The sequence below is a fragment of the Novilysobacter viscosus genome, assembly GCF_046600715.1.
Taxonomy (GTDB): Bacteria; Pseudomonadota; Gammaproteobacteria; order Xanthomonadales; family Xanthomonadaceae; genus Lysobacter_C; species Lysobacter_C viscosus.
In genome coordinates this window covers 299204-325534 of the sequence record NZ_JBJMAV010000003.1, presented here as the reverse complement: position 1 = coordinate 325534, position 26331 = coordinate 299204, and the positions used below count along the sequence as shown (strand labels likewise).

The following is a 26331-nucleotide window of genomic DNA, read 5'->3' as shown; positions in this document are numbered from 1 at the left end:
CGCCGAACCGCACTCCGCACCCCTGAACCCGCCCGCACCCCCGAACCCGCCCGCAGCCCCGCCCCGCGCCCTACCGAGCCGCGCACAGGCGCCGGCGGCCACGCCACGGCCCGGCTGATGCTGGCCACCGACCTGGACGGCACGTTCCTGGCCGGCACTGCCGAGCAGCGGCAGAAGCTCTACCGCCTGGTCGACCGCCACCCGGAGATCAGCCTGGTGTTCGTTACCGGGCGCGGGCTGGAACACGTGATGCCGCTGCTGTCGGACCCGATCCTGCCGCGCCCCGACTACGTGATCTGCGATGTGGGCGCGACCGTGGTGGACGGGCTGACCCTGCAGCCGGTGCAGCCGCTGCAGGCCGAGATCGACGCACGCTGGCCCGGCGAGCATGCGGTGTCCGACGCCATCGACGGCTTCCCGGGGCTGGTGCGCCAGGACGTACCGCAGGAGCGGCGCTGCTCGTACTTCTGCGAACCCGACCAGCTGGACCCGATCCGCAGCGAGGTGGAGGCCGCGGCACGCACGCTGCAGTGTTCGGTGCTGTATTCGGCCGACCGCTACCTCGACATCCTGCCGCCCGACACCGACAAGGGCCGCACGCTGGCGGCGTTGGCCGACCACCTGGGCGTGCGGCACGGCTGCGTGCTGGTGGCCGGGGACACGCTCAACGACCTGTCGATGTTCACTGCCGGCTTCCAGGGCGTGGCGGTCGGCCGCTCCGAGCCGGCGCTGGTGCGGGCCACCCAGCAGCTGGCCAACGTGCTGCACGCCCGGTCACCGGGCTGCGGCGGCATCCTGGAGGCGATCGACCACTTCGACCTGCTGGCCGTCGATGACCCGCACCGTCGCGCACCGAAGGCGCGCGGGATGGGGACGTCCGAGCTGGTGATGGTCTACCACCGCCTGCCCTACGAGGAGTACGTCGAGGGTGGCGTGCGCAAGCGCCGGCGGCCGACCTCGCCCAACGGCATCATCCCCAGCCTGCTGGGCTTCTTCGGCAGCGGCCGCAAGGGCTCGTGGGTGGCCTGGAGCATCGACGAGCCAGGGCACGGCGAGTTCGAGGTCCGCACCCCGGTCGACGGGGCGCGCTTCCCGAACCTCACCGCGGCGCGGGTGAAGCTGACCAGGTCGGAGGTGGATGCGTTCTACAAGCGGTTCTCCAAGGAGGCCTTCTGGCCGATGCTGCACACCTTCTGGGAGCGCGCGCGGTTCCGCGAGGAAGACTGGAAGACCTTCGTCGAGGTCAACCGCAAGTTCGCCGAGACCACTGCCGCCGAAGCCGCCGAAGGTGCCACGGTGTGGCTGCACGACTACAACCTGTGGATGGTGCCGGCCTGCCTGCGCGAGATGCGCCCCGACCTGAAGATCGCCTTCTTCCACCACACTTACTTCCCGTCGGCGGACGTGTTCAACGTGGTGCCGTGGCGGCGCGAGATCCTGGGCAGCCTGCTGCAGTGCGACTACGTGGCCTTCCACATCCCCCGGCAGGTGGAGAACTTCGTCGACGTGGTTCGCGGGGCGATGCCGGTGGAGACGCTGGAGCGTGAAAGCTGCGCGCCGCGGTTCCTCACCTATGGCTGCGCGGTCGGCCTGGACACGGTGACCACCCGCATCCGCGTGGGCGATCGCGAAATCGGGCTGGGCGCTCACCCCGTCGGCACCGACCTGGCCCGCATCCGCGACGGGCTGGCGCAGGCGGAGGTGCAGGACCGGATCCGCGCGATCCGCGATGAATTCGCCGGCCGCAAGCTGGTGCTGTCGATCGAGCGGCTGGACTACACCAAGGGCACGCTCGAGAAGCTGCTGGCGTTCGAGCGACTGCTGGAGCACCAGCCGGAACTGCGCGGCAATGTAACGCTGCTGATGGTGTGCGTGCCCGCGGCCAGGGAGATGACGATCTACCGCGAGCTCGAAACGCAGATCGAGCAGGCGGTGGGCCGCATCAACGGCCGTTATTCCGACCTGGACTGGTCGCCCGTGCGGTTCTTCGCGCGCGCGCTGCCGTTCGAACAGGTCCTGGCGCACTACGCCGCGGCCGATGTCATGTGGATCACGCCGCTGCGCGACGGCCTCAACCTGGTGGCCAAGGAATACGTCGCCGCGCACGGGGTGGAAGGTACCGCCGGCGTGCTGGTGCTGTCGGAGTTCGCCGGCGCGGCGGCCGAACTGAAGGGCGCGGTGCTGACCAACCCGCACGATCCCGCCGACCTGGTCGCCGGCCTTTCGCAGGCGTTGGCGATGCCCGCCGACGAGGCCGATGGCCGCCAGCGCCAGCTGATGGACATCGTCACCCGCTACGACGTGGAGCGCTGGGGCCGCGATTTCCTGGACGCGGTACAGGCCGCCGGCAGCGGCGCCGGTGAGCACCGCTACGCAATGCCGAGCAACGAGGTGGCGTGACGGGGAACCGCCTGTGTGCGGTGTACGAGCGACTTCAGCCGTAATCGCAAACCGCACCTGCAGGACAACGTAGAGACCGGCACCCGTTGTAGGAGCGACGTAGGTCGCGACCCCGTGGCGCCACCCCCGGCTCGAAGGTCGCGCCTCGCCTCGCGCCTGCAGGTGCGGACTCCCGGGGAGTCGATCGCGGTATCGGCCGTGCCCGCCACAGCGTGCCGGGGGCAGCAGAAGCCCGTCACCTGCCACCAGGCCCCTTCGATGACGTCGCTCAGCGTGCGGGAGGCCGCACTGCCGGCGCGGCGGTCGGCTCCAACAACACGTCTTCCGGGTGCGGGACGGTGCGCGCATCCAGCGGACTCACGTCGAATGGCGCCTTCAGCACCAGCGACGGCAGCATGGTGTTGAGCACCGTGTAGAGGATCAGCGCACCCATCAGCGCGCTGTCGATCGCGAATCGCGCGTGCAGGATGTGCGCCAGCACCAGGGTGAACACCAGCGTCGGCGCCAGCGCCACCGACACCCGCAGGTTGCCGCGCCCGCGCTGGCCGAACATCAGCCGCCGCTGCGCCCAGACCACGCCCACGCGCGCCGGCACCACCACCGCTGTCATCGCCAGCCCCAGCCACAGTGCGTCCCAGCTGAGCGCATCGCGCACGATGCCGGTGCCGGCGTGGAAAAAATAGAACGGCACGAAGAAGCTGGCGAACAGCCGCAGCGCATGCAGGTTGTCGTCGGAGGCCAGCCGCGGCATCCGCCGGTGCAGCAGGCGCGCGGCAAGGCCGGCGACGAACGCGCCGACCAGGTAGTACACCCCCAGCTTGTAGGTGACGTACGCCGCCACCAGACCGACCATCACCAGCAGCGAGAACTCCGACCCGGGGGCGTGTGGCATCACCCAGCGGCCCAATGCGATGAACAGCAGCGGCAGGCCCACGATCAGGCCGACCATGGCCAGCGACGACACCCCCAGCTGCACGGGGTCATCGGCCAGCAGCACCACGAACAGCACCACCAGCGCCAGCAGTTCGCCGGCGATCGCCTTGCTGGTCACCCAGAAGCGCTCCTCCTCGTCCAGGCCCAGTCGCTCCAGCGTGTCCAGGATGAAGCCGGTGGAAGGCGTCAGCAGCGCCAGCGCGACCAGCGCGGCGGGCTGCCAGCCCAGTCCCAGCCATCGCCAGGCCAGCCAGGCCACCGCCGCCAGCGAGAGGCTGCGGATCGCCAGGTGCGCCAGCAGCGGGCGCAGCCCGCGGCGAAGCTGCGCCGGATCGACTTCCAGCCCCGCGAACAGGAACAGCGAGGAGATGCCCAGCGTGGACAACAGCACCACCACCGGGTCGTGGGTGCGGTCGCCCCACAGCAGCATCGCGCCGATGCCCAGCGCAAGGCAGGTGATCGGCGCGGGCAGCTTGAACCGCTGCAGCGCCCGCGGGATGACCAGCAGGCCGAAGATCAGCAGCAGGTAGATCAACTCGTTGCTCATGAACGCCTGGGGCCCGGGACCGGCACGCATGGTCGCGGCCGGACGGGGCGAGGGCAACCCCGGTCAGGCGGCGTCGGACTCGTACAGGGCCAGCAGGGCCGCCTCGGCATCGTCCAACCGTGTGCGCAGTCTGACCTGCTCGCGTCCCAGCTCGGCCGCGCGCTCGCCGCCCCCTGCATAGGCGTCCGGGTCCGCGAGCGCCGTTTCGACCTCGGCCAGCTGGGCGGCCAGCGTGGACACCTGGGCCTCGGCGGCGGCGACCTTGACCGGGTTGGCCTTGCGGCGCGCCGGCGCGGCGGCCGGAGCGGCCTTCACCGCCGCAGGGGAGGCAGCCGGCGCGGCGCCCGCGCGTGCAGGCTTGCCGTCGTTGCTGGCATCGCGGGTGCGCAGCCAGCTGGCGTATTCGTCCAGGTCGCCGTCGAACGGCAGCGCCTGCCCGTCGGCGACGCGCCAGAAGGTGTCGCAGACCAGGCCGATCAGGTGGCGGTCGTGGCTGACCATCACGATCGCGCCATCGAAATCGCTCAACGCCTCGGCCAGCGCCTCGCGCATGTCCAGGTCCAGGTGGTTGGTGGGCTCGTCCAGCAGCAACACGTTGGGCTTGCGCCACGCGATCAGCGCCAGCGCCAGGCGCGCGCGCTCGCCGCCGGAGAATCCGTCGACCGACTCGAATGCGCGGTTGCCCGGGAAGTTCCACTTGCCCAGGAAATCGCGCAGCGGCTGGCTGCCCACGCCCGGGGCGATGTCGGCCAGGTGGTCCATCGGGCTGGCGCCCTCGCGCAGGGATTCCACCGTGTGCTGGGCGAAGTAGCCGATGCGCAGGTCCGGGTGCCCGGCGCGCTCGCCGGCCAGCAGCGGCAATTCGCCGACCAGGGTCTTGACCAGGGTCGACTTGCCGGCACCGTTGGGGCCCAGCAATGCGACGCGGTCGCCGGCTTCGAGGATGAAGCCGACGTCGCGCAGGATCGTGATGGCCTCGCCCCCCCCGGCAGCGGCTTCGGAATGATCGGTCGCGTACCCGCAATCGGCATCCGACAGCCGTAGCAACGCGTGCGGCAGGCGATCGGGCACGGGGAATTCGATCCGCAGCGCGCGCTCCACCCGCACCGCCTCGGTACCGGCCAGCTTCTCCAGCCGCTTCATGCGCGACTGCGCCTGCTTGGCCTTGCTGGCCTTGGCCTTGAAGCGGTCGATGAAGCTCTGCAGGTGGGCGCGTTCGACCTGCTCCTTGTCGTGGGCAATCTGCTGCTGGCGCAGCTGTTCGGCGCGCTGGCGCTCGAACGCGGTGTAGTCGCCGGTGTAGAGCTTCGCCCGCCCGTCGTGCAGGTGCAGGGTGTGGGTCGACACGCCATCCAGGAATTCGCGGTCGTGGCTGATCAGCAGCAGCGTGCCCGGGTAGCGCAGCAGCCACTGCTCCAGCCACAGCACGGCGTCGAGATCGAGGTGGTTGGTCGGCTCGTCCAGCAGCAGCAGGTCCGACGGCGTCATCAGCGCGCGCGCCAGGTTCAGCCGTACCCGCCAGCCGCCGGAAAACGCCTTGACCGCCCGGTCATGCGTATCCGCCGAGAATCCCAGTCCGTGCAGCAACTTGCCGGCACGGGCGGTGGCGTCGTAACCGCCCAGTTCCTCGATGCGGTGGTGGGCTTCGGCGACGGCTTCCCAGTCCTCGTTGGCGAATGCCGTCGCCTCGGCCTGCAGCGCGGCGTGCACCGGCGCATCGCCCGAGAGCACGAAATCCAGCGCGCGGTCGTCCAGCGCCGGGGTTTCCTGGGCGACGCTGGCGATGCGCACCCGGCTGGGCACGTCGATGTCGCCACGGTCGGCCTCGACCTCGCCCTGGATGGCGGCGAACAGCGAGGACTTGCCGGTGCCGTTGCGGCCGATCACGCCTACGCGCCAGCCCGAATGCAGGGCCAGGTCGACGTTGGACAGCAGCAGGCGTTCGCCACGACGGAGGGCGAAATCTCGGAATGCAATCATTCGGCCATTGTACGTGCCGGCCCGGCGGCGCCCGATGCCGTGCTTGCCCCCGCCGGGGGGGACGCCCATCCTGAACCGATCCCGCGCAAGGACCCCCCATGCCCCACCACACCCCTCTGATCACGATCCTGGTCGCGGGCTTCGTGCTGGCCTTCGTCTTCGGATCGCTGGCGCAGCGGCTCAGGCTCTCGCCGCTGGTGGGCTACCTGGTGGCGGGCATCATCGCCGGGCCGTTCACGCCGGGGTTCGTAGGCGACCAGGAGCTGGCCCCCCAGCTGGCCGAGATCGGCGTGATCCTGCTCATGTTCGGGGTCGGCCTGCACTTCTCGGTGCGCGACCTGATGGAGGTGAAGGCGGTCGCGGTGCCCGGCGCGCTGGTGCGCATCGCCGCCACCAGCCTGATGGGCCTTGGCTTCAGTTATTTCATGGGGTGGCCGGCCAGCGCCGGGCTGGTATTCGGGCTGGCGCTGTCGGTCGCCAGCACGGTGGTGCTGCTGCGGACACTGGAGGACCGCCGGCTGCTCGAGACCCGCATGGGCCGCATCGCCATCGGCTGGGTGATCGTGGAAGACGTGGCGATGGTGCTGGCGCTGGTGCTGCTGCCACCGCTGGCCGAAGTGCTCCAGGGGGAGCAGGTCGGCGGTGGCGATCTCTGGACCGCGATCTGGACCACGTTCGCGAAGGTGGGCGGCTTCGTCGCCTTCATGCTGCTGGTCGGGCGCAGGGTGATCCCGTGGATCCTCGAGCGCGTGGCGGGCACCGGCTCGCGGGAGCTGTTCACGCTGTGCGTGCTCGCCATCGCACTGGGCGTGGCGTTCGGCTCGGCGGAGATGTTCGGCGTGTCATTCGCGCTGGGCGCGTTCTTCGCCGGCATGCTGCTCAACGAGTCCGAGTTCAGCCACAAGGCCGCGAGCGATACCCTGCCGTTGCGCGATGCCTTCGCCGTGCTCTTCTTCGTATCGGTGGGCATGCTGTTCGACCCGACGATCCTGTTCGAACAGCCCCTGCAGGTGCTGGCGACCTTCCTGGTCATCGTGCTGGCCAAATCGCTGGTGGCGTTCGGGACCATGCGAATCGTGGGCAACTCGCGCTCGATGTCGCTTCGCCTGTCGGCCAGCCTGGCGCAGATCGGCGAGTTCTCCTTCATCCTGGCCGGGCTGGGCCTGCAACTGGGCATGCTGCCCGTGGAGGGACAGGACCTGATCCTGGCGGGCGCCCTGCTGTCGATCATCGTCAACCCGTTGCTCTTTGCTTGGGCGGACCGGAGCGCTGCCCTCGACGAGGTCGGACCGGCCGCTCCCCAGTCGCTGATGGAACCCCCCATCCCCGACGACATCCAGAACCACGTGATCCTGATCGGGCACGGCCGGGTGGGCAGCGAGCTGGGCCGGCTGCTGACCGAGAAACACGTGCCGGTGGTGGTCATCGACGGCGAGGACGACCTGGTCGAGCGGGCGCGTGCAGCCGGGCTGCCGGCCATCCGTGGCAACGCGGTCGACGAGCGGGTACTGCGCGAGGCGCAGCCCGAGCGCGCCAAGACGGTGCTGGTCGCGATTCCCAACGTGCTCGAGGCCGGCGAAGTCATCGCCAACCTGCGCCGGATCAACCCGGGGCTGACCATCGTGGCCCGGGCGCACTCCGATGCCGAGGTCAAGCACCTGCTGGAACACGGCGCGGACGCCGCGGTGATGGCAGAGCGCGAGCTCGCCCACAGCCTGGCCGAGATGGTGATGGCCACGCCCCCCTACCGCGGCGACCACCGCCTTCCGCCAGCGGTGGCGTAACCCGACACCCTTGTAACCCGACACCCTTGTAGGAGCGACGTAAGTCGCGAAACGCCAGCCGGGTTCCCGATCACAACCGAAACCACCCGTACACGTGACGCGACGGCGCGTGGCGGACGCGCCCCGTGTCCCTCAGGCCTTGTCGAACACCAGCTCGCCGCCTTGGGCATCGACCCGCACCGTCTCGCCGCTGGCGAACGTGCCGGCCAGTATCCGCTGCGCCAGCGGGTTCTCCAGCTGCTGCTGGATCGCACGCTTGAGCGGTCGGGCGCCGTAGACCGGGTCGAAGCCGACGTTCGCCAGCAGGGCCAGCGCGTCGTCGGACAGTTGCAGCTTCAGGCCGCGCTCGGCCAGGCGCTTCTCCAGCCCCGCCAACTGGATGCGGGCGATCGATCGGATCTGCGCCTTGTCCAGCGGGTGGAATACGACGATGTCGTCCAGCCGGTTGATGAACTCGGGCCGGAAGTGGTTCTGCACCACACCCATCACCACCGCCTTCATCTGCGTGTAGGCCTCACCGGAGGCCTTGCCATCCGGGCCCGTGCCCCCTTCGCCGCTGAGCTCCTGGATCATCTGGCTGCCCAGGTTGGAGGTCATCACGATGACGGTGTTGCGGAAGTCCACCGTGCGGCCCTGGCCGTCGGTCAGGCGGCCGTCGTCCAGCACCTGCAGCAGGATGTTGAACACGTCCGGGTGCGCCTTCTCGACTTCGTCAAGCAGGATCACGCTGTAGGGGCGGCGGCGCACGGCCTCGGTGAGATAGCCGCCCTCCTCGTAGCCGACGTACCCCGGGGGCGCACCCACCAGCCGGCTCACCGCGTGCTTCTCCATGAACTCGCTCATGTCGATGCGCACCATCGCGTCGGCGCTGTCGAACAGGAATTCGGCCAGCGCCTTGCACAGCTCGGTCTTGCCCACGCCGGTGGGGCCCAGGAACAGGAACGAGCCACTCGGCCGGTTGGGGTCCGACAGGCCGGCGCGCGTGCGGCGCACCGCGTCGGACACCACCTTGATCGCCTCGTCCTGGCCGACCACGCGTGCGTGCAGGTGGGATTCCATCTGCAGCAGCTTCTCGCGCTCGCCCTCGAGCATCTTGCTGACCGGAATGCCGGTCCAGCGCGACACCACCTCGGCGATTTCCTCGGCGGTCACCTTGTCCTGCAGCAGCGTGAAGCCGGTGGTCTCGACCTCCTGCGCGGCCTTCAGCTGTTTTTCCAGCTCGGGCAGCGTGCCGTACTGCAGCTCGCTCATGCGCGCGAAGTCCTGCTTGCGCTGCGCCGCTTCCAGGTCCAGGCGCGCGGACTCGATCTGCTCCTTGATCCGGGTGGCGCCCTGCAGCGTCGCCTTCTCGGCCTTCCACACCTCCTCCAGGTCGTTGAACTCGCGCTCCAGCGTGTCGATCTCGGCCTGCAGGTCGGCCAGGCGCTGCTTGCTTTCGGCGTCCTTCTCCTTCTTCAGCGCCTCGCGCTGGATCTTCAGCTGGATCAGCCGGCGCTCCTTGCGGTCCAGTTCCTCGGGCTTGGAGTCGATCTCCATGCGGATGCGGCTGGCCGCCTCGTCCATCAGGTCGATGGCCTTGTCCGGCAATTGGCGGTCGGCGATGTAGCGGTGACTCAGCGTGGCGGCGGCAACGATCGCCGGGTCGGTGATTTCCACGCCGTGGTGCACCGCGTAGCGCTCCTTCAGGCCACGCAGGATGGCGATGGTGTCCTCCACCGAGGGCTCGCCGACCAGCACCTTCTGGAACCGGCGCTCGAGCGCGGCGTCCTTCTCCACGTACTTGCGGTACTCGTCCAGGGTGGTCGCGCCGATGCAGTGCAGCTCGCCGCGAGCCAGTGCCGGCTTGAGCATGTTGCCCGCATCCATCGACCCTTCGGCCTTGCCCGCGCCCACCATCGTGTGCAGCTCGTCGATGAACAGGATCACCTGCCCCTCGTTCTTGGACAGGTCGTTGAGCACGCCCTTGAGGCGCTCCTCGAACTCGCCGCGGAACTTCGCCCCGGCAATCAGCGCGCCCATGTCCAGCGACAGCAGGCGCTTGCCGCGCAGCCCCTCGGGGACCTCGTTGTTGATGATGCGCTGGGCCAGGCCTTCGACGATCGCGGTCTTGCCCACGCCCGGCTCGCCGATCAGCACCGGGTTGTTCTTGGTGCGACGCTGCAGCACCTGGATGGTGCGGCGGATCTCCTCGTCACGGCCGATGACCGGGTCGAGCTTCCCGCCCTCCGCGCGCGCGGTCATGTCGATGGTGAACTTCTCCAGTGCCTGGCGCTGGTCCTCGGCGTTCTCGGACTGCACGCTTTCACCGCCGCGCACCTTGGCGATGGCCGCGTCGATGCGCGCCTTGTCGGCGCCGGCGGCCTTGAGCGCGCGGCCGGCCTCGCCGCCGTCCTCCAGCGCGGCCAGCACGAACAGCTCGCTGGCGATGAAGGCATCGCCGCGCTGCTGGGCCAGCTTGTCGGTCACGTTGAGCAGGCGCGAGAGGTCGTTGCCGACGCTGACGTTGCCGGCCTGTCCCGACACCTGGGGCAGCTTTTCCAGCGCCTCGCCCAGGCGCTCGCGCAGCAGCGGCACGTTGACGCCGGCCTGCGACAGCAGGGGCCGGGTGCTGCCACCGGACTGGTCGATCAGCGCCACCAAAAGGTGTACCGGCTCGATGATGGTGTGGTCGCGGCCGACCGCGAGCGATTGCGCATCGGCGATCGCCTGCTGGAAGCGCGACGTGAGCTTGTCCATCCGCATGGGGGAGTCCTCGGGTTCGATGTGCGGCCGCGGGCCGCGATGCCTGCTAGATGCGGCTGGTGCCGGGTCTCTTCAACGGTATGCCTGTCTGTCCACCGGATGCTTACACCTGCACGCTCACCATGGCGTGCATGCGCCCGACCGACCTGCCCCCACCGCCCGCCTGGTCCGACCACTGGGCGTTGTTCCTGGACGTGGATGGCACCCTGCTCGATGTGGCCGACGCGCCCCACCAGGTCCACGTGGACCCGGCCATGCTGGACGCACTGGACACCCTGCATGGCCGGCTTGGTGGCGCCCTGGCACTGGTCAGCGGACGTTCGCTGGAGCAGATCGACCACCTGTTCTCGCCGCTGCGGCTGCCAGCGGCGGGCCTGCACGGCCTGGAGCACCGCGACGACGCGCCGTTCGCCAGGCCGCCCACGCCGCTGCGCACGCTGCGCGGTGAGGCGCGCAGCGTGGCCCTGCGCCACCCCGGCGCGGTGGTCGAGGACAAGGGTGCGACGATTGCGTTGCACTGGCGTGGCAATCCGCAGGCCGAGCCGGCCCTGCGCTCGCTCGTCGAGGCGGCCATGGCGTGGCTGCCCGGCTACCGGCTGCAGGAGGGCGACCACGTGCTGGAAGTGCGCCCGCAAGGCGACAACAAGGGTGCCGCGGTCGGACGCATGCTGGACCAGCCGCCGTTCGCCGGCCGCACCCCGGTGTTCGTCGGCAACGACCACACCGACGAGGACGGCTTCGACGCGGTGCTCGCCCACGGCGGAATCGCGGTGCTGGTCGGGGATCGCCAACCCAGCCGGGCGGCCCATCGCCTGGCGTCGCCGGCCGATGTCCGCGCCTGGCTGGCCCGGAACGCACGCGCGTAAAAGACAGCCGCAAGCGGCAGCCCCCCGGACCGCGCGCAGCGGCTCGGTCGCCCCGGCGCAGGACGTGACCTATTTTTCGCCCGACTGGAACCACACCACGCTGGCCATCCGGCCGGTGCGTGCGTCGCGCCGGTGGGAGTAGAAGCGCGCGGGTTCGGCGATGGTCGACAGCCCCCCGCCATGGATCGCTTCGGCGTCCACCCCGGCCTGCTGCAGGCGCAGGCGCGCCAGCGCGTACAGGTCGACCCGCCAGTGGTTGGGGCGGGTGCAGCTGAACGCCGCGCCGGCACGCCAGTCGCGCGAGACGAAGGCGTCATACACCTCCACCCCGATCTCGTAGTCGGCGGGGCCCGCTGCCGGCCCCAGCCACGCCAGCACCCGGTCGGCCGGGGTGCGCATGGCCGCCACGGTGGCCTCCAGCACGCCGGCGGCCAGTCCGCGCCAGCCGGCATGGGCCGCGGCGACCTCGTCACCGGCGCTTGAGCACAGCAGCACCGGCAGGCAGTCGGCGGTGAGGATGGACAGGACCGTCCCGGGCGTGGACGTCACCGCAGCGTCGGCTTCCGGCTCCGACGCCAGCGCGCCCGCGTCGACGCGGACCATCGCGGCTCCGTGCACCTGATGCAGCCACGCCGGCGGCGCGGGCAGGCTGGCGATGCGCGCCAGTTCTTCGCGATTGGCCAGGACCGACTCGAGCGCGTCGCCGCTGCGCAGGCCCAGGTTGAAGCGGTCGAACGGCGCCTTCGACGCCCCTGCGCCGTGCCGCAGCGTGGTGAAGGCACGCACCCCCGGCGGCGCCGGCCAGTCGGCCCGCAGCAGCGCGGGGTGCGCCACGGTCAGCGTGCCCGCTCCGCGGCCGCCGCGCTGTCGCTGCGCAACACGGCCACCAGCGCCTTCATGTCCGCGGGCATCGGTGCGCTGCAGCGCACCGGCTCGCCCCCGACCGGGTGCGCGAACTCCAGTGTCTCGGCATGCAGCGCCTGCCGCCTGAAACCGCGCAGGGCTTCGATCAGTTCGGGCGTCGCGCCCTTGGGCAGCTTCAGCGCGCCGCCGTACAGCGGGTCGCCGATGATCGGGTGCTTGAGGTGCTGCATGTGCACCCGGATCTGGTGGGTGCGACCCGTCTCCAGCCTGCACTCCAGCAGCGTGTGCGCGCGGAACCGCTCGCGCAGGCGGTAGTGGGTGACCGCGTCGCGGCCGTCCTCGCGCACCGCCATGCGGATGCGGTCGCGCGGATGGCGGTCGATCGCCAGGTTGGCGGTCCCCCCCGACACCAGAGCGCCCACCACCACCGCCAGGTACTGGCGGTGCACGGCACGCGCCGACAGCTGCTCCACCAGCGCGGTGTGCGCAGGCAGCGTGCGTGCCACCACCATCACCCCGGAGGTGTCCTTGTCCAGCCGATGCACGATGCCGGCGCGCGGCAGGGCGTTGAGGGACCCGTCGCGATGCAGCAGGGCATTCACCAAGGTGCCGGTGGGGTTGCCCGCACCCGGATGGACCACCAGCCCGGCCGGCTTGTCGATGACCAGCACGTGCTCGTCCTCGTACAGCACGTCCAGGGCGATGTCCTCGGGTTCGGAGTGCGTCTGCACTTCCTGCACCACCCTCAGGCTGACCGCCTCGCCCCCCCGCACGGCATCGCGCGGGCGCACCTGTTCGCCATCCAGCCGGGCATCGCCGGACTTGATCCAGGCCGACAGCCGCGAGCGCGAATACTCGGGGAACAGCTCGGCCAGGACGGCGTCGAAACGTCGCCCGGCGGCACTGCCGGGTACGGTGGAGGTCAATTCCTGGGGGATGGGATCCATGGGGTCTGCGGCTTGGCTGGGGGGTGGCGGGCGGTTAAGCGCCGGGTGGGCCGGGGGCCCGCCACGGGCTGCTATTATCGGTCTTTCGTGCCTCCGGCGCCCGCCAAGACCTGCCATGACCCAGCGTTCCGCCCCGAACCGCCCTGCCTTCCGCCTGCTTGCCCTGCTGCTGATCGTCGCCTTCGCCGGCACCGGTTGCGCCCGCGTCGGCGGCTGGTTCAAGGACGACAACGTCGACGAGAACCAGCCCGTGGAGGCCCTCTACGACAAGGGCCACACCTCGATGCGCAACGGCAACTGGAGCTCGGCAGAGACCACCTACAAGCGCCTGGTCGCGCAGTACCCGTACGGGCCGTACACCGAGCAGGCGCTGATCGAAACCGCCTACGCGCAGTACAAGGCGGGCAAGCACGAGGAGGCGATCAGCAGCATCGACCGCTTCATCCGCACCTACCCGACCCACCGCAACACGCCCTACATGTACTACCTGCGCGGCCTGACCAACTCGCGCCGCGATGCCGTGTTCCTGCAGAAGGTCTGGCGCCTGGATGCCAGCCGCCGCGACCTGGCCACGCCGATGCAGGCCTACAACGACTTCTCGATCGTCGTGGACCGCTACCCCAACAGCCGCTACGCCGCCGACGCGCGCGCGCGCATGGGCGAGCTGCGCGACATGTTCGCCCGCCACGAGCTGGACATCGCGCTGTACTACCTGCGCCGCACGGCCTACGTGGCAGCCGCCGGGCGCGCGACCGACCTTCTGGAGACCTACCCGCAGAGCGCCTACCAGAACGACGCGGTGGCGACGCTGGCCGCCGCCTACACCGGGCTGGGCAACGAGACCCTGGCCGCCGACGCCAAGCGCGTGCTGCTGCAGAACGACCCCAACCATCCGTACCTGCGCGGCGACTGGCCGGATTACCCCAGCGACTGGCGCAAGCTGAACCCGTTCGCGGGCGAGCAGTCGCCCTTGGACGAAGACTGACGCCGACGCGACATCGCGATGCGAGAGCGCCGCCCACCCGGGCGGCGTTTTTCTTTCCGGACACCCACTTCGGGAGCGGCTTCAGCCGCGATCCGAACCCAATGCACCTGTAGGAGCGACGCAAGTCGCGACCGAACTCGAAGCCTCGTCCAATATCCGGCGTGACGTGGATCGCGACTTACGTCGCTCCTACAAAGGGGTCGAAGCCACGATCATGGCGGGAGCCGCGCCTGCAGGGTCGGCGCGATCTGCACTTCCCCGCGCGTCACTTCCCGTATCCGTTGGTGATCGGATAGCGCCGCTCCCGGCCAAAGGCCCGGCGCGAGACCTTGGGACCGGGTGCCGACTGGTGGCGCTTCCACTCGCTGATGCGCACCAGATGCAGCACGCGGTCCACCGTCGCCGGGTCGAAGCCGGCGTGCACCAGGTCCTCGCGTGACTGTTCCTGGTCGACATGGCGCATCAGGATGGCATCGAGCACGTCGTACGGCGGCAGGGAGTCCTGGTCCTTCTGGTTCTCGCGCAGTTCGGCGGAGGGCGGGCGGTCGATCACCGCCTGCGGGATCACCTGCCCGCCGTGCGGCGCCGAGCCCCCGACGGTGTTGCGCCAGCGCGCCAGCGCGAACACTTCGGTCTTGTACAGGTCCTTGATCGGGGCGTACGCGCCGCACATGTCGCCGTAGATCGTCGCGTAGCCGACCGCGTACTCGCTCTTGTTGCCGGTGGTCACCACGAGGCCGCCGAACTTGTTGGACAGCGCCATCAGCAATGCACCGCGGATGCGCGATTGCAGGTTTTCCTCGGTGGTGTCGACCGGGTGGCCTTCGAAGATGTCCGACAACGCGTCCAAGTAACCCTGGAACGGTTTCTCGATCGGCAGGGTGATCATTTCGACCCCCAGCGACACGCACTGCTCGGCGGCCAGGTCATTGGACAGGTCGGCGGTGTAGCGCGACGGCATGCGCACCGCGGTGACGTTCCCCGCCCCCAGCGCGTCCACCGCCACCGCCAGCACCAGCGAGGAGTCGATGCCCCCCGACAGCCCCAGCCAGGCTTTGCTGAAGCCGTTCTTGTGGAAATAGTCGCGGGTGCCGCGGACGATGGCCCGCCACGCCAGCGCATCGCGGCTTTCGTCGCCATCAACCATCCACTGCACCGCCTCGAAGCGCCGCGATTCCCGGTCGAAATCGACCACCAGCCACTGGTCGGTGAAGGCGGCGGCGGCCGGGTGCACCGCGCCGTCGCCATCGGCGACCACCGACGCCCCGTCGAACGTCAGCGCGTCCTGCCCGCCCACGGTGTTGAGGTAGGCCAGCGCCGTGCCCACGCCGTGGGCCTGGGTTTCCTTGGCCCGCTGGGCCATCAGCGCATCGCGCTGGGCGTGCTTGTCGCGCTCGAACGGCGAGGCGTTGGGGATCAGCACCAGCTCCGCCCCGGCCGCGACGGTCTCGGCCAGCGGCTCGGGGAACCACAGGTCCTCGCAGATCATCACCCCTACGCGGACGCCGTCCACCTCGAACACGCAGGGGCCGCCATCGGGATCGACATCGAAATAGCGGCGCTCGTCGAAGACCGCGTAGTTGGGCAGTTCGCGCTTGCGGTAGGTGTGGGTGATGCGGCCGTCGCGCAGCACGCTGGCGGCGTTGTAGACCACGCTGCCCGCCGCCTGCGGCCAGCCGACCACCGCGGTGATGCCGCTGACGCCGGCGGCGATCTCCCCCAGCGCGGCCTCGCAGTCGGCCAGGAAGCCCGGCCGCATCAGCAGGTCCTCGGGCGGATAGCCGCTGATGGCCAGCTCGGGGAACAGCACCAGCTGCGCGCCGTACTCGTCGCGTGCCTCCACGATCATCTGTGCGATGCGCGCGGCGTTGCTGCGGATGGCGCCGACCGGGAAGTCGAACTGGGCGAGGGCGAGGCGAAGGGTCTGGGTCATCCCCGAATGGTAGGGCAGGCGGTGGGCAGGTGACGTCAGCAGCGGCCGCGCCAACGAAAAAGGCCACCCGCAGGTGGCCTTCCCGATCACCGCGAAGCGGCCTTACTTTGCCAGGCGCTTGGCGATCGCCGCGCCCAGGTCGCCGGGCGACTTGACCGTGGTGATGCCGGCCTTTTCCATGGCCTCGAACTTGCCCGCGGCGGTGCCCTGCCCGCCCGATGCGATCGCACCGGCGTGGCCCATGCGCTTGCCCGGGGGCGCCGAAGCGCCGGCGATGAAGCCGACCACCGGCTTGGTCACGAACTGCGCGATGTACTCGGCCGCCTCTTCCTCGGCACTGCCGCCGATCTCGCCGACCATGATGATGCCCTCGGTCTGCGGGTCGTCCTGGAACAGCTTCAGCGCGTCGATGAAGTTGGTGCCGTTGATCGGGTCGCCGCCGATGCCGATGCAGGTCGACTGGCCCAGGCCGGCGTCGGTGGTCTGCTTGACGGCTTCATAGGTCAGCGTGCCCGAGCGCGAGACGATGCCCACCTTGCCCGGCATGTGGATGTGGCCGGGCATGATCCCGATCTTGCACTGGCCCGGGGTGATCACGCCGGGGCAGTTCGGCCCGACCAGCACCACGTCGTCGTAGCCCTTCAGGGTGTTCTTGACGCGCAGCATGTCCAGCACCGGGATGCCCTCGGTGATGCAGACGATGACCCGGATGCCGGCGTCGGCCGCTTCCAGGATGGCGTCGGCGGCGAACGGCGGCGGCACGTAGATGACCGATGCGTCCGCCCCGGTCTCGTCGACCGCGTCCTGCACGGTGTTGAAGACCGGCAGGCCGAGGTGCTCGGTGCCGCCCTTGCCGGGGGTGACGCCGCCCACCACCTTGGTGCCGTACTCGACCATCTGCTCGGCGTGGAAGGTGCCCTGCTGGCCGGTGAAGCCCTGCACGATCACCTTGGTGTTCTTGTCGATCAAAACGCTCATGGAACGTATTCCTTGTTGTGCTCTTGTAGGAGCGACGTAAGTCGCGACCTTCGGCGGTGCAGGTCGCGACATACGTCGCTCCTGCAAGAATCGACGATCAGGCGGCGTTGGCGACGGCGGCGACGGCCTTGCGGGCGCCGTCGTTGATGTCGTCGGCGGGGGTGATCGCCAGGCCCGAGTTCTTCAGCAACTCCTTGCCGGCCTCCACGTTGGTGCCCTCCAGGCGGACGATCACCGGCACCTTGACGTCGACTTCCTTGACCGCGGCGATGATGCCCTCGGCAATCATGTCGCAGCGCACGATGCCGCCGAAGATGTTGACGAAGATCGCCTTCACCTTGTCGGACGACAGGATCAGCTTGAAGGCTTCGGTCACGCGCTCTTTGGTGGCGCCACCGCCCACGTCCAGGAAGTTGGCCGGCGATCCGCCTTCCAGCGCGATCACGTCCATGGTCGCCATCGCCAGGCCGGCGCCGTTGACCATGCAGCCGATGTTGCCGTCCATCGTGACGTAGTTGAGGTCGTGCTGGCTGGCCGCCACCTCGGTCTCGTCTTCCTGGCGGATGTCGCGCATCGCGGCCAGGTCCTTGTGGCGGAAGGTCGCGTTGTCGTCGCTGTTGACCTTGCCGTCCAGCACCGCGAGGTCGCCGTTGGTGAGGATCGCCAGCGGGTTGAGCTCGACCAGCGCCAGGTCCTTCTCGTTGAACAGCCTGTACAGGCCCAGCATGATCCGGGTCAGCTGGCCGACCTGCTTGGCGTTGAGGCCCAGGTCGAAACCCAGCTGCCGGCACTGGTACGGCTGCAGGCCCTGGACGTAGTTCACGTGCAGCGCCTTGATCGCGTCGGGGTTCTCCTCGGCGACCTTCTCGATCTCCACGCCGCCCTCGGCCGACGCGATGAAGGTGATCGACTGGGTCGAACGGTCCACCAGCACGGAGAGGTAGAGCTCCTTGGCGATGTCGGTGCCCTCGGAAATCAGCACCGTGTCGATCGGCAGTGCCACGCCGGCCGACTGGTAGGTCTCCATCTTCGTACCCAGCATCGCCTTGGCGTACTGCTTCACTTCATCGAAGTTCTTCGCCAGCTTGACGCCACCGGCCTTGCCGCGCCCACCGGCGTGGATCTGGGCCTTGACCACCCACAGGTCGCCGGGGATGTCCTTGGCGGCTGCAACGGCTTCTTCCGGGGTGCGCGCTACGCGCCCGGCCGGCACGGCAATGCCGTATTCGGCAAAGAGCTGCTTTGCCTGGTATTCGTGAAAATTCATGCGTCACCGAGGGAGTTGAACGAGATGCCCGCGCGGCGGCGACCGAAAGCTCGGTGCGGGCGCGAGGGGGCCGGCCATTGTCGCCGATTGCGGCATGGCGGGCAAAACCGGGGTTCCAGGGCCGCCGGGGCGCGGTTCCGCCCCGCTTGTGGTGGCGGCTTCAGCGGCGAGCCGGACCTGCCACTTTCCTGTAGGAGCGACGTGAGTCGCGACCGCGACCCCGTGATGCCATCGCCCGGCGCGACTCGCGTCGCTCCTGCGGGATATCCACGGTCACCGGTTCGCGGTGGAAGCCGCTCCTACAGCTCCGGGGGGTCCGTGCCTATACTCCGGGCACCGCGCCCGGGGGACCACCGCTTGCTGCCACGCCTGCATGCCATCGACGTCGCCGATGCCGACAGTGCGCTGCGCCGAGAGCTGTATTTCTTCACCCTGTACCGGCTGCTGGAAGCGGCGCTGCTGGTGTTCGTGCTGTTCGGGCCGATCGAGGGGCTGGTCGGCGAGCCGCGCCACGACATCTTTGCCCGCTCGCTGTCCCTGGCCTACCTGGCCCTGGCCGCGCTGCTGTTCGCCTTCGGGCGGCGGGGCGAACTCCATGGCCAGGCGCTGGCGGGCATCGCCACCGACCTGGCCTTCGGCATCCTGGCCATCCACTCGGTACCCGGAGCGGGCACCGGCATTGCGCTGATGCTGATGTTCAACGTCGGTGCGGCGGCGCTGCTGGTGCGCACGCGCTACGGCCTGGGCATGGCCCTCGTCGCGGTGCTGGGGATCATCGGTGAGTTCGCCTGGACGGCCGTGGTCGAGGAAGGCGAAGGTCGGCGGCTGGCCGAGCCGATCATGTTCTCGATCGGCTACCTGGCCATCGCCACCCTGACCAGCGTGCTGGGAAGGCAGATGCGTGCCGCCCACGCGCTGGCGGAGCGCCGCGGGCACGAGACCGCCCAGCTGGTCGAAGTAAACGAGCTGATCATCCGACGCCTGCCCACCGGGGTGTTGCTCGTGGATGGCCACAACCGGGTGCGCCTGGCCAACGAAGCCGCCACCTTGCTGCTGGGCGAAGCCGGCGACGGCCAGCGAACGCTGGACCTGGCGCTGCCGGAGTTGGCCGAGCGGCTGGCGGCGTGGCGGCTGGACGCCACCTCCAGCGACGCCCCGCTGCGGATCTCGCACGACCAGCCCGAAGTGGTGCCCCGCTTCACCCGTCTGCTGGCGGGCAGCGACCAGACCCTGGTCTTCCTGGACGACACCTCGCTGGCCGCCCGCCGGGCGGAATCGCTGACGCTGGCCACGCTGGGCCGGTTCTCGGCCAGCCTCGCGCACGAGATCCGCAACCCGCTGGCGGCGATCAACTACGCGGTGCAACTGCTGGAGGAGTCCGACGACATCCGCCCCGGCGACCGCCGCCTGCTGGAAATCGTCCGCCAGCAAGGGTCGCGGATGAACGGCATCATCGAAAACGTGCTGGGCCTGGCCCGGCGCGAGCCGGCCAAGCCCGAACACATCGAACTGGTGGCACTGGCGCGCCAGTTCATCGACGAATACGCCGCCAGCCACCCGCTGGAGAACGACAACCTGCGCGCCTCCGGAAGCGAGCCGCGCATCACCGGCATGTTCGATCCGCGCCAGCTCCACCAGGTGCTGACCGTGCTGGTGCACAACGCACTGCTGTACGGGCGCCTGCCGGGCGAACCGGCGCGCATCCATCTCAATGTCCATCGCGACAGCAACGGCACGCCCTTGATAGATGTGCACGACCGCGGGCCGGGCATCCCCCAACAGGTGGCACAGCAGCTGTTCCGGCCGTTCTTCACCACCTCCGGCCATGGCACCGGCCTGGGCCTTTACATCGCCCGCGAGCTCTGCCGCGGCAACCAGGCGTCGCTGGACTTCGTGCCCATGCCGGGCGGCGGCAGCTGCTTCCGGATGCGCCTGGCCGCTGGCCAGGGCGCCCGGCCACGCCCCCCGGCCGTCGCTGGAGACACCTCCCGGGCAAGCGACCGATCCCAGCGGTAACGCGTTCTGGCGCGTGATCCCCTACCATCGCGGCTTGGCCCGGGCATGGCGCTTCCGCTATCGTGACGGCCGGAGGACCGATGGCCGAAACCCGCAGCGCCCTGGTAGTAGACGACGAGCGCGATATCCGCGAGCTGCTGGTCATGACGTTGGGCCGTATGGGCCTGCGCTGTGACACCGCGTCCAGCGTGGGCGACGCGCGCGCGCAGCTTGCCCACAACCGCTACGACCTGTGCCTGACCGACATGCGCCTGCCCGACGGTTCGGGGCTGGAGATCGTGTCCGAGATCAGCCAGAAGCACCCGACGACCCCGGTGGCGATGATCACCGCCTTCGGCAATGTCGATGCCGCGGTGGAGGCGTTGAAAGCCGGCGCGTTCGACTTCGTCGCCAAACCGGTGGACCTCACCGTGCTGCGCGACCTGGTTCGCCACGCCCTGGAACTCGGGCAGACCCAGCGCAACGATGCCAATGCCGTGGCGGCGCGCCTGTACGGGGTGTCCCCGGCCATCGCCGAGCTGCGCCAGACCATCACCAAGGTCTCGCGCAGCCAGGCGCCGGTGTACATCGCCGGTGAATCGGGCGTGGGCAAGGAGCTGGTGGCGCGCACCATCCACGCCGAGGGCGGCCGCGCCACCGGGCCGTTCGTGCCGGTCAATTGCGGTGCAATCCCCACCGAGCTGATGGAAAGCGAGTTCTTCGGCCACAAGAAGGGCAGCTTCACCGGCGCCCACGTCGACAAGCCGGGCCTGTTCCAGGCCGCAGACGCCGGCACCCTGTTCCTGGACGAGGTGGCCGAGCTGCCCATGCCGATGCAGGTCAAGCTGCTGCGCGCCATCCAGGAGAAGTGCATCCGCGCGGTGGGCGCCAACACCGAGGTCAACGTCGACGTGCGCATCCTGTCGGCCACCCACAAGGACCTGGCGCAGCTGGTGGCCGACGGCAGGTTCCGGCAGGACCTGTACTACCGCATCAACGTCATCGAGCTGCGCGTGCCGCCCCTGCGCGAACGCCTGGAAGACCTGCCGGGCCTGTCGGCCCGCATCATGGACCGCCTGGCCTCCCACCAGGGCCGCACCGTGCCGACCCTGGGCGACGACGCGCTGGAAGCGCTGCGCGCCTATCCGTTCCCCGGCAACGTGCGCGAACTGGAAAACATCCTGGAACGCGCGCTGGCGCTGGCCGAGGGCGACTGCCTGGGCGCGCGTGACCTGCACCTGCCGCAACCGGTGGCCGCCACTGGCGCGGCAGGGGCTCCGGGGGCGGCCACCGCACCGGGTGGCGTCGACCCGCGCACCCTGGACCCCCGCGACACCGCCACCAGCGGCCTGCCGTCCTATATAGAAGAGATCGAGCGCGCCGCCATCCAGCACGCGCTGCAGGAAAACCGCTACAACAAGACCCGCACCGCCGCTGCACTGGGCATCACCTTCCGTGCGCTGCGCTACAAGCTCAAGAAGCTGGGCATCGACTGACCGCGATTGACCCCATCCCCTGCGTGCGGGGGAGGGTCGGGGAGGGGTGCTTTCCACGCAGCCTGGCCCGGTAGCGCCGTAGCCCGGCTAAAGCGAAGCACCCCACGGCCCGCCACCTCCCCGCCCCCCGGGTGCGCTGCAGGTCCACCGGATACACGCTTACAGGCAATCAAGCCTACCCGCGCTTGGTGGGGCACGGAGCCGTGCGCATGCGACGTCTCCGCGACTACGGCCGCTCACCCTGGACGTCCGTCCCGACCTGCCCTGGCACCGACGCCCGCACCCGCGGCCACCCGATAGCCAGCGGACCGCCGCGCACGACCGCGGCGGCGCACCCGGAAAACTGACCCTCAAGGTCACATCACACCCCCAACCTGCCCCACCGCGTCAATCCGCCGGCGCCCCGGAGTGCCCAAACCGTGACGCGCCCACCAGTTCCCGACCGGGGCGACCGGGCGCCCGCACTTGGCACGTGTTGTGCGTACTCTTACTTGGCACGTGCAGCACGCACGGCAAGCCGAAGGACCGGACCTGCCGGCCCTGCAGGCACGTGAAGTTCCAACCACTCCTAGGGGATACACCATGATGAAGAACCAGAAAGGCTTCACCCTGATCGAGCTGATGATCGTGATCGCGATCCTCGGCATCCTGATCGCCATCGCGCTGCCGGCGTACCAGAACTACTCGATCCGCACCAAGAACTCCGAGTGCCTGAACGTCGCCGCCGGTGCCAAGCTGGCAGTGGCCGAAACCGCACAGGACCGGGGCACCCTGGCGCAGATCACTGCCACCAACACCGGCTATGAGTTCGACGCTAGCGACTACTGTGCAGACGTTACCGTTGCCGCGACCACGGGCGTCATTACCGCAGTCACTGCCGACACCGGCGGTCCCGATGTGACGTTCACCCTGACCCCGGAAGAAGCACAGGGTCGCCTCGAGTGGACCTGCACGGCTGCCGGCCAGGACAACGACGCCCAGATCCCGGGCGAGTGCCGCAACAACGCTGCTGCTCCGGCTCCGTAACCTGGCCTGATCAGCGCGTGTAAGAAACCCCGGCTTGCCGGGGTTTCCTTTAGGTGGACTCCGATATTCACTGAAAGGAGGTTGCTATGTGCAGGCGCAACCCGGTACGCGGCTTCACCCTGATCGAGCTGATGATCGTGATCGCCATCCTGGGCATCCTCATCGCCATCGCCTTGCCGGCGTACCGTGACTACTCGATTCGTTCCAAGAACGCCGAGTGCCTGAACGTCGCTTCCGGCGCCAAGGCCGCGCTGGGCGAAACCATCCATTCCGTCAGCAACTGGACGGGCGCAGACACCGGCTTCGAGTTCGTGGCGAGCAAGTACTGCAGTGGAATCTCCATCTCGAACGCTGGCGTTATCACCGCCCGAACCGCGGGCACGGGCGCGGACCCGCTGGCGGTATTCCAGCTGAGCCCCGACAACGCCCCTGGCCGCATCGGCTGGCAGTGCACCGAGACCGCCGGCGTCCCTGACTCGCAGCTCCCGGCCACCTGCCGCTGAGCCACCGCGCGACCTGCGTTCGGGAAGCGTGCATCAGGCACGGTCGCGCCAGTGGTGGATTGCGGTACAGTCGGCCCGGGGAAATACTGGGGGCAGGATGAATACCGTAGCGACCGCCAACCTGGTCGGCATCACCGGCATTGCCCGGCGCCTGGTCATGGACGGTGCCCTGGAAGAAAGTGCCGCGCGCGAGGCCATGGCCGCGGCCAGCGCCGAGCGCAAGCCCATCGCGGCCTACCTCACGGAAAAGAAGCTGGTTGCCCCGCCGGCGATGGCTGCGGCCAACTCGCTGGAATTCGGCGTACCTATTTTCGATGCCCTGGCCCTGGACCCCGGCCAGGCGGCGGCGCGGCTGGTCAACGAGGAACTGCTGCGCAAGCACAACGCGCTGCCGCTGTTCAAGCGCGGCAACCGCCTGTTCGTGGGCGTGGCCGACCCCACCAACAGCCGCGCGCTGGACGAGATCAAGTTCCAGACCAACCTGGTGGTGGAAGCGATCCTCGTCGACGAGGACTCGATCCGCCGTGGCATCGACAAGATGCTCGAAACCAGCGATGCGCTGGCCGACGGCGACGACGACGAGGGGATGGAGAACCTCGAGGTCAGCAGCGGTGACGAGGAACTGTCCACCGACACCGGCGTGGACGCCAAGGGCGACGACACCCCGGTCGTCAAGTTCATCAACAAGGTGCTGGTGGACGCGATCCGCCGCGGCGCTTCCGACATCCACTTCGAGCCCTACGAGACCGAATACCGGGTGCGCCTGCGCATCGACGGCATCCTCAAGCAGGTCGCCAAGGTGCCGGTGAAGCTGCAGGCCCGCATCGCGGCGCGCCTGAAGGTGATGGCGCAGCTGGACATCGCCGAGAAGCGCGTGCCGCAGGACGGGCGCATCAAGCTCAACCTGTCCAAGACCCGGCAGATCGACTTCCGCATGAGCACCCTGCCGACCCTGTTCGGCGAGAAGGTGGTGCTGCGCATCCTGGACGGCAGCGCCGCCAAGATGGGCATCGAGAAGCTGGGCTACGAGCCGGAGCAACAGGAAATCTTCGTCAGCTCGGTGAAGAAGCCCTACGGCATGGTGCTGGTGACCGGCCCGACCGGCTCGGGCAAGACGGTGTCGCTCTACACCGCGCTCAACATCCTCAACGACGACAGCCGCAACATCTCCACCGTCGAGGACCCGGTCGAAATCCGCGTGCCGGGCATCAACCAGGTGCAGATGAATGTCAAGCGCGGCATGACCTTCGCCGCCGCGCTGCGCAGCTTCCTGCGACAGGACCCCGACGTGATCATGGTCGGCGAGATCCGCGACCTGGAAACGGCCGAGATCGGCATCAAGGCCGCGCAGACCGGCCACATGGTGCTGTCCACGCTCCACACCAACGACGCCCCGCAGACCATCGCGCGTTTGATGAACATGGGCGTGGCGCCGTTCAACATCACCTCCTCGGTGACGGTGGTGATCGCCCAGCGCCTGGCCCGTCGCCTGCACGACTGCAAGCGCCCGGTGCACCTGCCCGACCACGCGCTGCTGGCCGAAGGCTTCACCCAGGACGAGCTCGACGCAGGGCTCACCATCTACGAAGCCGTGGGCTGCCCCGACTGCACCGAGGGCTACAAGGGCCGGACCGGCATCTACCAGGTCATGCCGATGACCGATGACATCCAGTCCATCGTGCTGGCCGGCGGCAACGCCATGCAGATCGCCGAAGCCGCAAAGAAGTCCGGCGTGCGCGACCTGCGCCAGTCCGCCCTGCTGAAGGTCAAGCACGGCGTCACCAGCCTCGCTGAAATCAACCGCGTCACCAAGGACTAAGCCATGTCCGCATCCCGCACCGCCGCCAAGCCCGCCCCCGCGGCCCGCCGCCCCAACCCCCTGCAGATGTTCGTCTGGGAGGGCGTGGACAAGCGCGGCACCACGATGAAGGGCGAGCAGCCCGCCAAGAACGCCAACATGCTGCGCGCCGAACTGCGCAAGCAGGGCATCAACCCCAAGGTCGTCAAGGTCAAGCCCAAGCCGCTGTTCTCCGCCGGCAAGCGCATCACGCCGCTGGACATCGCGATCTTCAGCCGCCAGATCGCGACGATGATGAAGTCGGGCGTCCCGATCGTGACCGCGCTGGAGATCATTGCGGGGGGCCACAAGAACCCCAAGATGAAGGAGCTGGTCAATTCGATCCGCAGTGACCTGGAGGGCGGCTCGTCGTTGCACGAAGCGTTGAGCAAGCACCCGGTGCAGTTCGACGAGCTGTTCCGCAACCTGGTACGGGCCGGCGAGTCGGCCGGTGTGCTGGAGACGGTGCTCGACACCATCGCCAGCTACAAGGAGAACATCGAAAGCCTGAAGGGCAAGATCAAGAAGGCGCTGTTCTACCCGGCCACGGTCGTGGCGGTGGCCATCCTGGTCAGCGCGATCCTGCTGGTGTTCGTGGTGCCGCAGTTCGAGAAGACCTTTGCCAGCTTCGGCGCGGAACTGCCGGCGTTCACCATGATGATCCTGGGCGCCAGCGACTTCATGATCGCGTACTGGTGGCTGGTGCTGCTGGTGGTCATCGGGGCGGGGGTCGGCTTCGTGATGGCGAAGAACCGTTCGGTGAAGTTCGCCCACTTCATCGACCGGGTGATGCTCAAGCTGCCCGTCGTCGGGCAGATCCTGCACAACTCCGCCATCGCGCGCTTTGCCCGCACCCTGGCGGTGACCTTCCAGGCCGGCGTACCGCTGGTCGAGGGTCTGGACACGGTTGCAGGGGCAACGGGCAATATCGTCTACGAGCAGGCCGTACACCGCATCCGCGATGACGTATCGGTCGGCTACCAGATCAACCTGGCGATGAAGCAGGTCGACCTGTTCCCGCACATGGTCGTGCAGATGGTGGCGATCGGCGAGGAGGCCGGCGCACTGGACACGATGCTGTTCAAGGTCGCGGAGTTCTACGAGCAGGAGGTCAACAATGCCGTCGATGCACTGTCGAGCCTGCTCGAGCCGTTGATCATGATCATCCTGGGCGTGATCGTGGGCAGCATGGTGGTCGGCATGTACCTGCCGATCTTCAAGCTGGCCTCCACCATCTAAGGCGACGCG

At 69.0% G+C, this 26331-nt stretch carries 18 protein-coding genes; 10 read left to right on the top strand and 8 right to left on the bottom strand.

The features are described 5' to 3' along the window. Positions 1-117 precede the first annotated feature (117 nt). Positions 118-2400, top strand: a complete 2283-nt coding sequence (ggpS, locus tag ACJQWL_RS07230) for a glucosylglycerol-phosphate synthase (protein ID WP_330968381.1) — start codon at positions 118-120, stop codon at positions 2398-2400. A gap of 268 nt (positions 2401-2668) precedes the next feature. On the opposite strand, the gene ACJQWL_RS07225 is transcribed toward ggpS, so the two are convergent. Both ACJQWL_RS07225 and ACJQWL_RS07220 read right to left on the bottom strand, forming a co-directional pair. Next, positions 2669-3880 carry a cation:proton antiporter gene (locus tag ACJQWL_RS07225; protein WP_330968382.1) on the bottom strand — a complete coding sequence of 404 codons (1212 nt, stop codon included), beginning with the start codon at positions 3878-3880 and terminating at the stop codon, positions 2669-2671. Positions 3881-3943: 63 nt separating this feature from the next. Further along, positions 3944-5860, bottom strand: a complete 1917-nt coding sequence (locus ACJQWL_RS07220; RefSeq protein ID WP_330968383.1) for an ABC-F family ATP-binding cassette domain-containing protein — start codon at positions 5858-5860, stop codon at positions 3944-3946. Positions 5861-5958: 98 nt separating this feature from the next. Between ACJQWL_RS07220 and ybaL the strand changes: the two genes are divergently transcribed. Further along, positions 5959-7644, top strand: coding sequence for a YbaL family putative K(+) efflux transporter (gene ybaL, locus ACJQWL_RS07215; protein WP_330968384.1), 1686 nt, complete (start codon positions 5959-5961; stop codon positions 7642-7644). Between the two features lie 132 nt (positions 7645-7776). On the opposite strand, the gene clpB is transcribed toward ybaL, so the two are convergent. Then, entirely contained in the window at positions 7777-10386 is a 2610-nt protein-coding gene (clpB, locus tag ACJQWL_RS07210) for an ATP-dependent chaperone ClpB (RefSeq protein WP_330968385.1), read from the bottom strand. Between the two features lie 131 nt (positions 10387-10517). Here clpB and otsB point away from each other — a divergent pair, with 131 nt between their 5' ends. After that, complete coding sequence (gene otsB / locus ACJQWL_RS07205; protein ID WP_411300805.1) at positions 10518-11252, top strand: trehalose-phosphatase; 735 nt, start codon at positions 10518-10520, stop codon at positions 11250-11252. A 69-nt stretch (positions 11253-11321) separates the two neighbouring features. Here the strand turns inward: otsB and pgeF are convergent, their stop codons facing one another. Together pgeF and rluD are read right to left on the bottom strand one after the other, a co-directional pair. Continuing rightward, on the bottom strand, positions 11322-12092 hold the full coding sequence (gene pgeF, locus ACJQWL_RS07200) for a peptidoglycan editing factor PgeF (RefSeq protein ID WP_330968430.1): 771 nt from the start codon (positions 12090-12092) through the stop codon (positions 11322-11324). Beyond that, entirely contained in the window at positions 12089-13063 is a 975-nt protein-coding gene (gene rluD / locus ACJQWL_RS07195) for a 23S rRNA pseudouridine(1911/1915/1917) synthase RluD (RefSeq protein ID WP_330968387.1), read from the bottom strand. Before rluD ends, pgeF begins: the two co-directional genes overlap by 4 nt. Before the next feature lie 115 nt (positions 13064-13178). On the opposite strand from rluD, the gene ACJQWL_RS07190 reads away from it, so the two are divergent. Beyond that, a complete protein-coding gene (locus tag ACJQWL_RS07190; RefSeq protein WP_330968388.1) occupies positions 13179-14048 on the top strand; it encodes an outer membrane protein assembly factor BamD in 870 nt (289 codons plus the stop codon). A 265-nt stretch (positions 14049-14313) separates the two neighbouring features. Here ACJQWL_RS07190 and ACJQWL_RS07185 read toward each other — a convergent pair whose 3' ends face one another. The 3 genes from ACJQWL_RS07185 to sucC form a co-directional block, all read right to left on the bottom strand. Then, the gene (locus tag ACJQWL_RS07185) at positions 14314-15981 is read right to left on the bottom strand and encodes an NAD+ synthase (protein WP_330968389.1); all 1668 of its coding nucleotides are present in this window, start codon (positions 15979-15981) and stop codon (positions 14314-14316) included. 102 nt (positions 15982-16083) lie between these two features. Further along, positions 16084-16959 carry a succinate--CoA ligase subunit alpha gene (gene sucD / locus ACJQWL_RS07180; RefSeq protein WP_330968390.1) on the bottom strand — a complete coding sequence of 292 codons (876 nt, stop codon included), beginning with the start codon at positions 16957-16959 and terminating at the stop codon, positions 16084-16086. 97 nt (positions 16960-17056) lie between these two features. Further along, positions 17057-18226: an ADP-forming succinate--CoA ligase subunit beta gene (sucC, locus tag ACJQWL_RS07175; protein WP_330968391.1), complete on the bottom strand. Its 1170-nt coding sequence runs from the start codon at positions 18224-18226 to the stop codon at positions 17057-17059. A 357-nt stretch (positions 18227-18583) separates the two neighbouring features. Here sucC and ACJQWL_RS07170 point away from each other — a divergent pair, with 357 nt between their 5' ends. From ACJQWL_RS07170 to ACJQWL_RS07145, 6 genes are all read left to right on the top strand, one after another. Beyond that, positions 18584-20242 carry a sensor histidine kinase gene (locus tag ACJQWL_RS07170; RefSeq protein WP_411300804.1) on the top strand — a complete coding sequence of 553 codons (1659 nt, stop codon included), beginning with the start codon at positions 18584-18586 and terminating at the stop codon, positions 20240-20242. A gap of 80 nt (positions 20243-20322) precedes the next feature. Then, positions 20323-21717: a sigma-54-dependent transcriptional regulator gene (locus tag ACJQWL_RS07165; protein ID WP_330968392.1), complete on the top strand. Its 1395-nt coding sequence runs from the start codon at positions 20323-20325 to the stop codon at positions 21715-21717. Positions 21718-22302: 585 nt separating this feature from the next. Further along, complete coding sequence (locus ACJQWL_RS07160) at positions 22303-22743, top strand: pilin (RefSeq protein WP_330968393.1); 441 nt, start codon at positions 22303-22305, stop codon at positions 22741-22743. An 86-nt stretch (positions 22744-22829) separates the two neighbouring features. Further along, entirely contained in the window at positions 22830-23246 is a 417-nt protein-coding gene (locus ACJQWL_RS07155; protein ID WP_330968394.1) for a pilin, read from the top strand. Positions 23247-23343: 97 nt separating this feature from the next. Next, entirely contained in the window at positions 23344-25065 is a 1722-nt protein-coding gene (gene pilB, locus ACJQWL_RS07150) for a type IV-A pilus assembly ATPase PilB (RefSeq protein ID WP_330968395.1), read from the top strand. 3 nt (positions 25066-25068) lie between these two features. Further along, the gene (locus ACJQWL_RS07145; RefSeq protein WP_330968396.1) at positions 25069-26322 is read left to right on the top strand and encodes a type II secretion system F family protein; all 1254 of its coding nucleotides are present in this window, start codon (positions 25069-25071) and stop codon (positions 26320-26322) included. Positions 26323-26331: the final 9 nt, after the last annotated feature.

Bases quoted from the DNA above. Each gene is read 5' to 3' on its own strand.
- rluD (WP_330968387.1), bottom strand. From the start codon at position 13,063: ATGGATCCCATCCCCCAGGAATTGACCTCCACCGTACCCGGCAGTGCC.
- ACJQWL_RS07190 (WP_330968388.1), top strand. From the start codon at position 13,179: ATGACCCAGCGTTCCGCCCCGAACCGCCCTGCCTTCCGCCTGCTTGCC.
- otsB (WP_411300805.1), top strand. From the start codon at position 10,518: ATGCGCCCGACCGACCTGCCCCCACCGCCCGCCTGGTCCGACCACTGG.
- ACJQWL_RS07145 (WP_330968396.1), top strand. From the start codon at position 25,069: ATGTCCGCATCCCGCACCGCCGCCAAGCCCGCCCCCGCGGCCCGCCGC.
- clpB (WP_330968385.1), bottom strand. From the start codon at position 10,386: ATGCGGATGGACAAGCTCACGTCGCGCTTCCAGCAGGCGATCGCCGAT.
- sucC (WP_330968391.1), bottom strand. From the start codon at position 18,226: ATGAATTTTCACGAATACCAGGCAAAGCAGCTCTTTGCCGAATACGGC.
- ggpS (WP_330968381.1), top strand. From the start codon at position 118: ATGCTGGCCACCGACCTGGACGGCACGTTCCTGGCCGGCACTGCCGAG.
- sucD (WP_330968390.1), bottom strand. From the start codon at position 16,959: ATGAGCGTTTTGATCGACAAGAACACCAAGGTGATCGTGCAGGGCTTC.
- ACJQWL_RS07185 (WP_330968389.1), bottom strand. From the start codon at position 15,981: ATGACCCAGACCCTTCGCCTCGCCCTCGCCCAGTTCGACTTCCCGGTC.
- ACJQWL_RS07220 (WP_330968383.1), bottom strand. From the start codon at position 5,860: ATGATTGCATTCCGAGATTTCGCCCTCCGTCGTGGCGAACGCCTGCTG.
- ybaL (WP_330968384.1), top strand. From the start codon at position 5,959: ATGCCCCACCACACCCCTCTGATCACGATCCTGGTCGCGGGCTTCGTG.
- ACJQWL_RS07160 (WP_330968393.1), top strand. From the start codon at position 22,303: ATGAAGAACCAGAAAGGCTTCACCCTGATCGAGCTGATGATCGTGATC.
- ACJQWL_RS07165 (WP_330968392.1), top strand. From the start codon at position 20,323: ATGGCCGAAACCCGCAGCGCCCTGGTAGTAGACGACGAGCGCGATATC.
- ACJQWL_RS07155 (WP_330968394.1), top strand. From the start codon at position 22,830: ATGTGCAGGCGCAACCCGGTACGCGGCTTCACCCTGATCGAGCTGATG.
- pilB (WP_330968395.1), top strand. From the start codon at position 23,344: ATGAATACCGTAGCGACCGCCAACCTGGTCGGCATCACCGGCATTGCC.
- ACJQWL_RS07225 (WP_330968382.1), bottom strand. From the start codon at position 3,880: ATGAGCAACGAGTTGATCTACCTGCTGCTGATCTTCGGCCTGCTGGTC.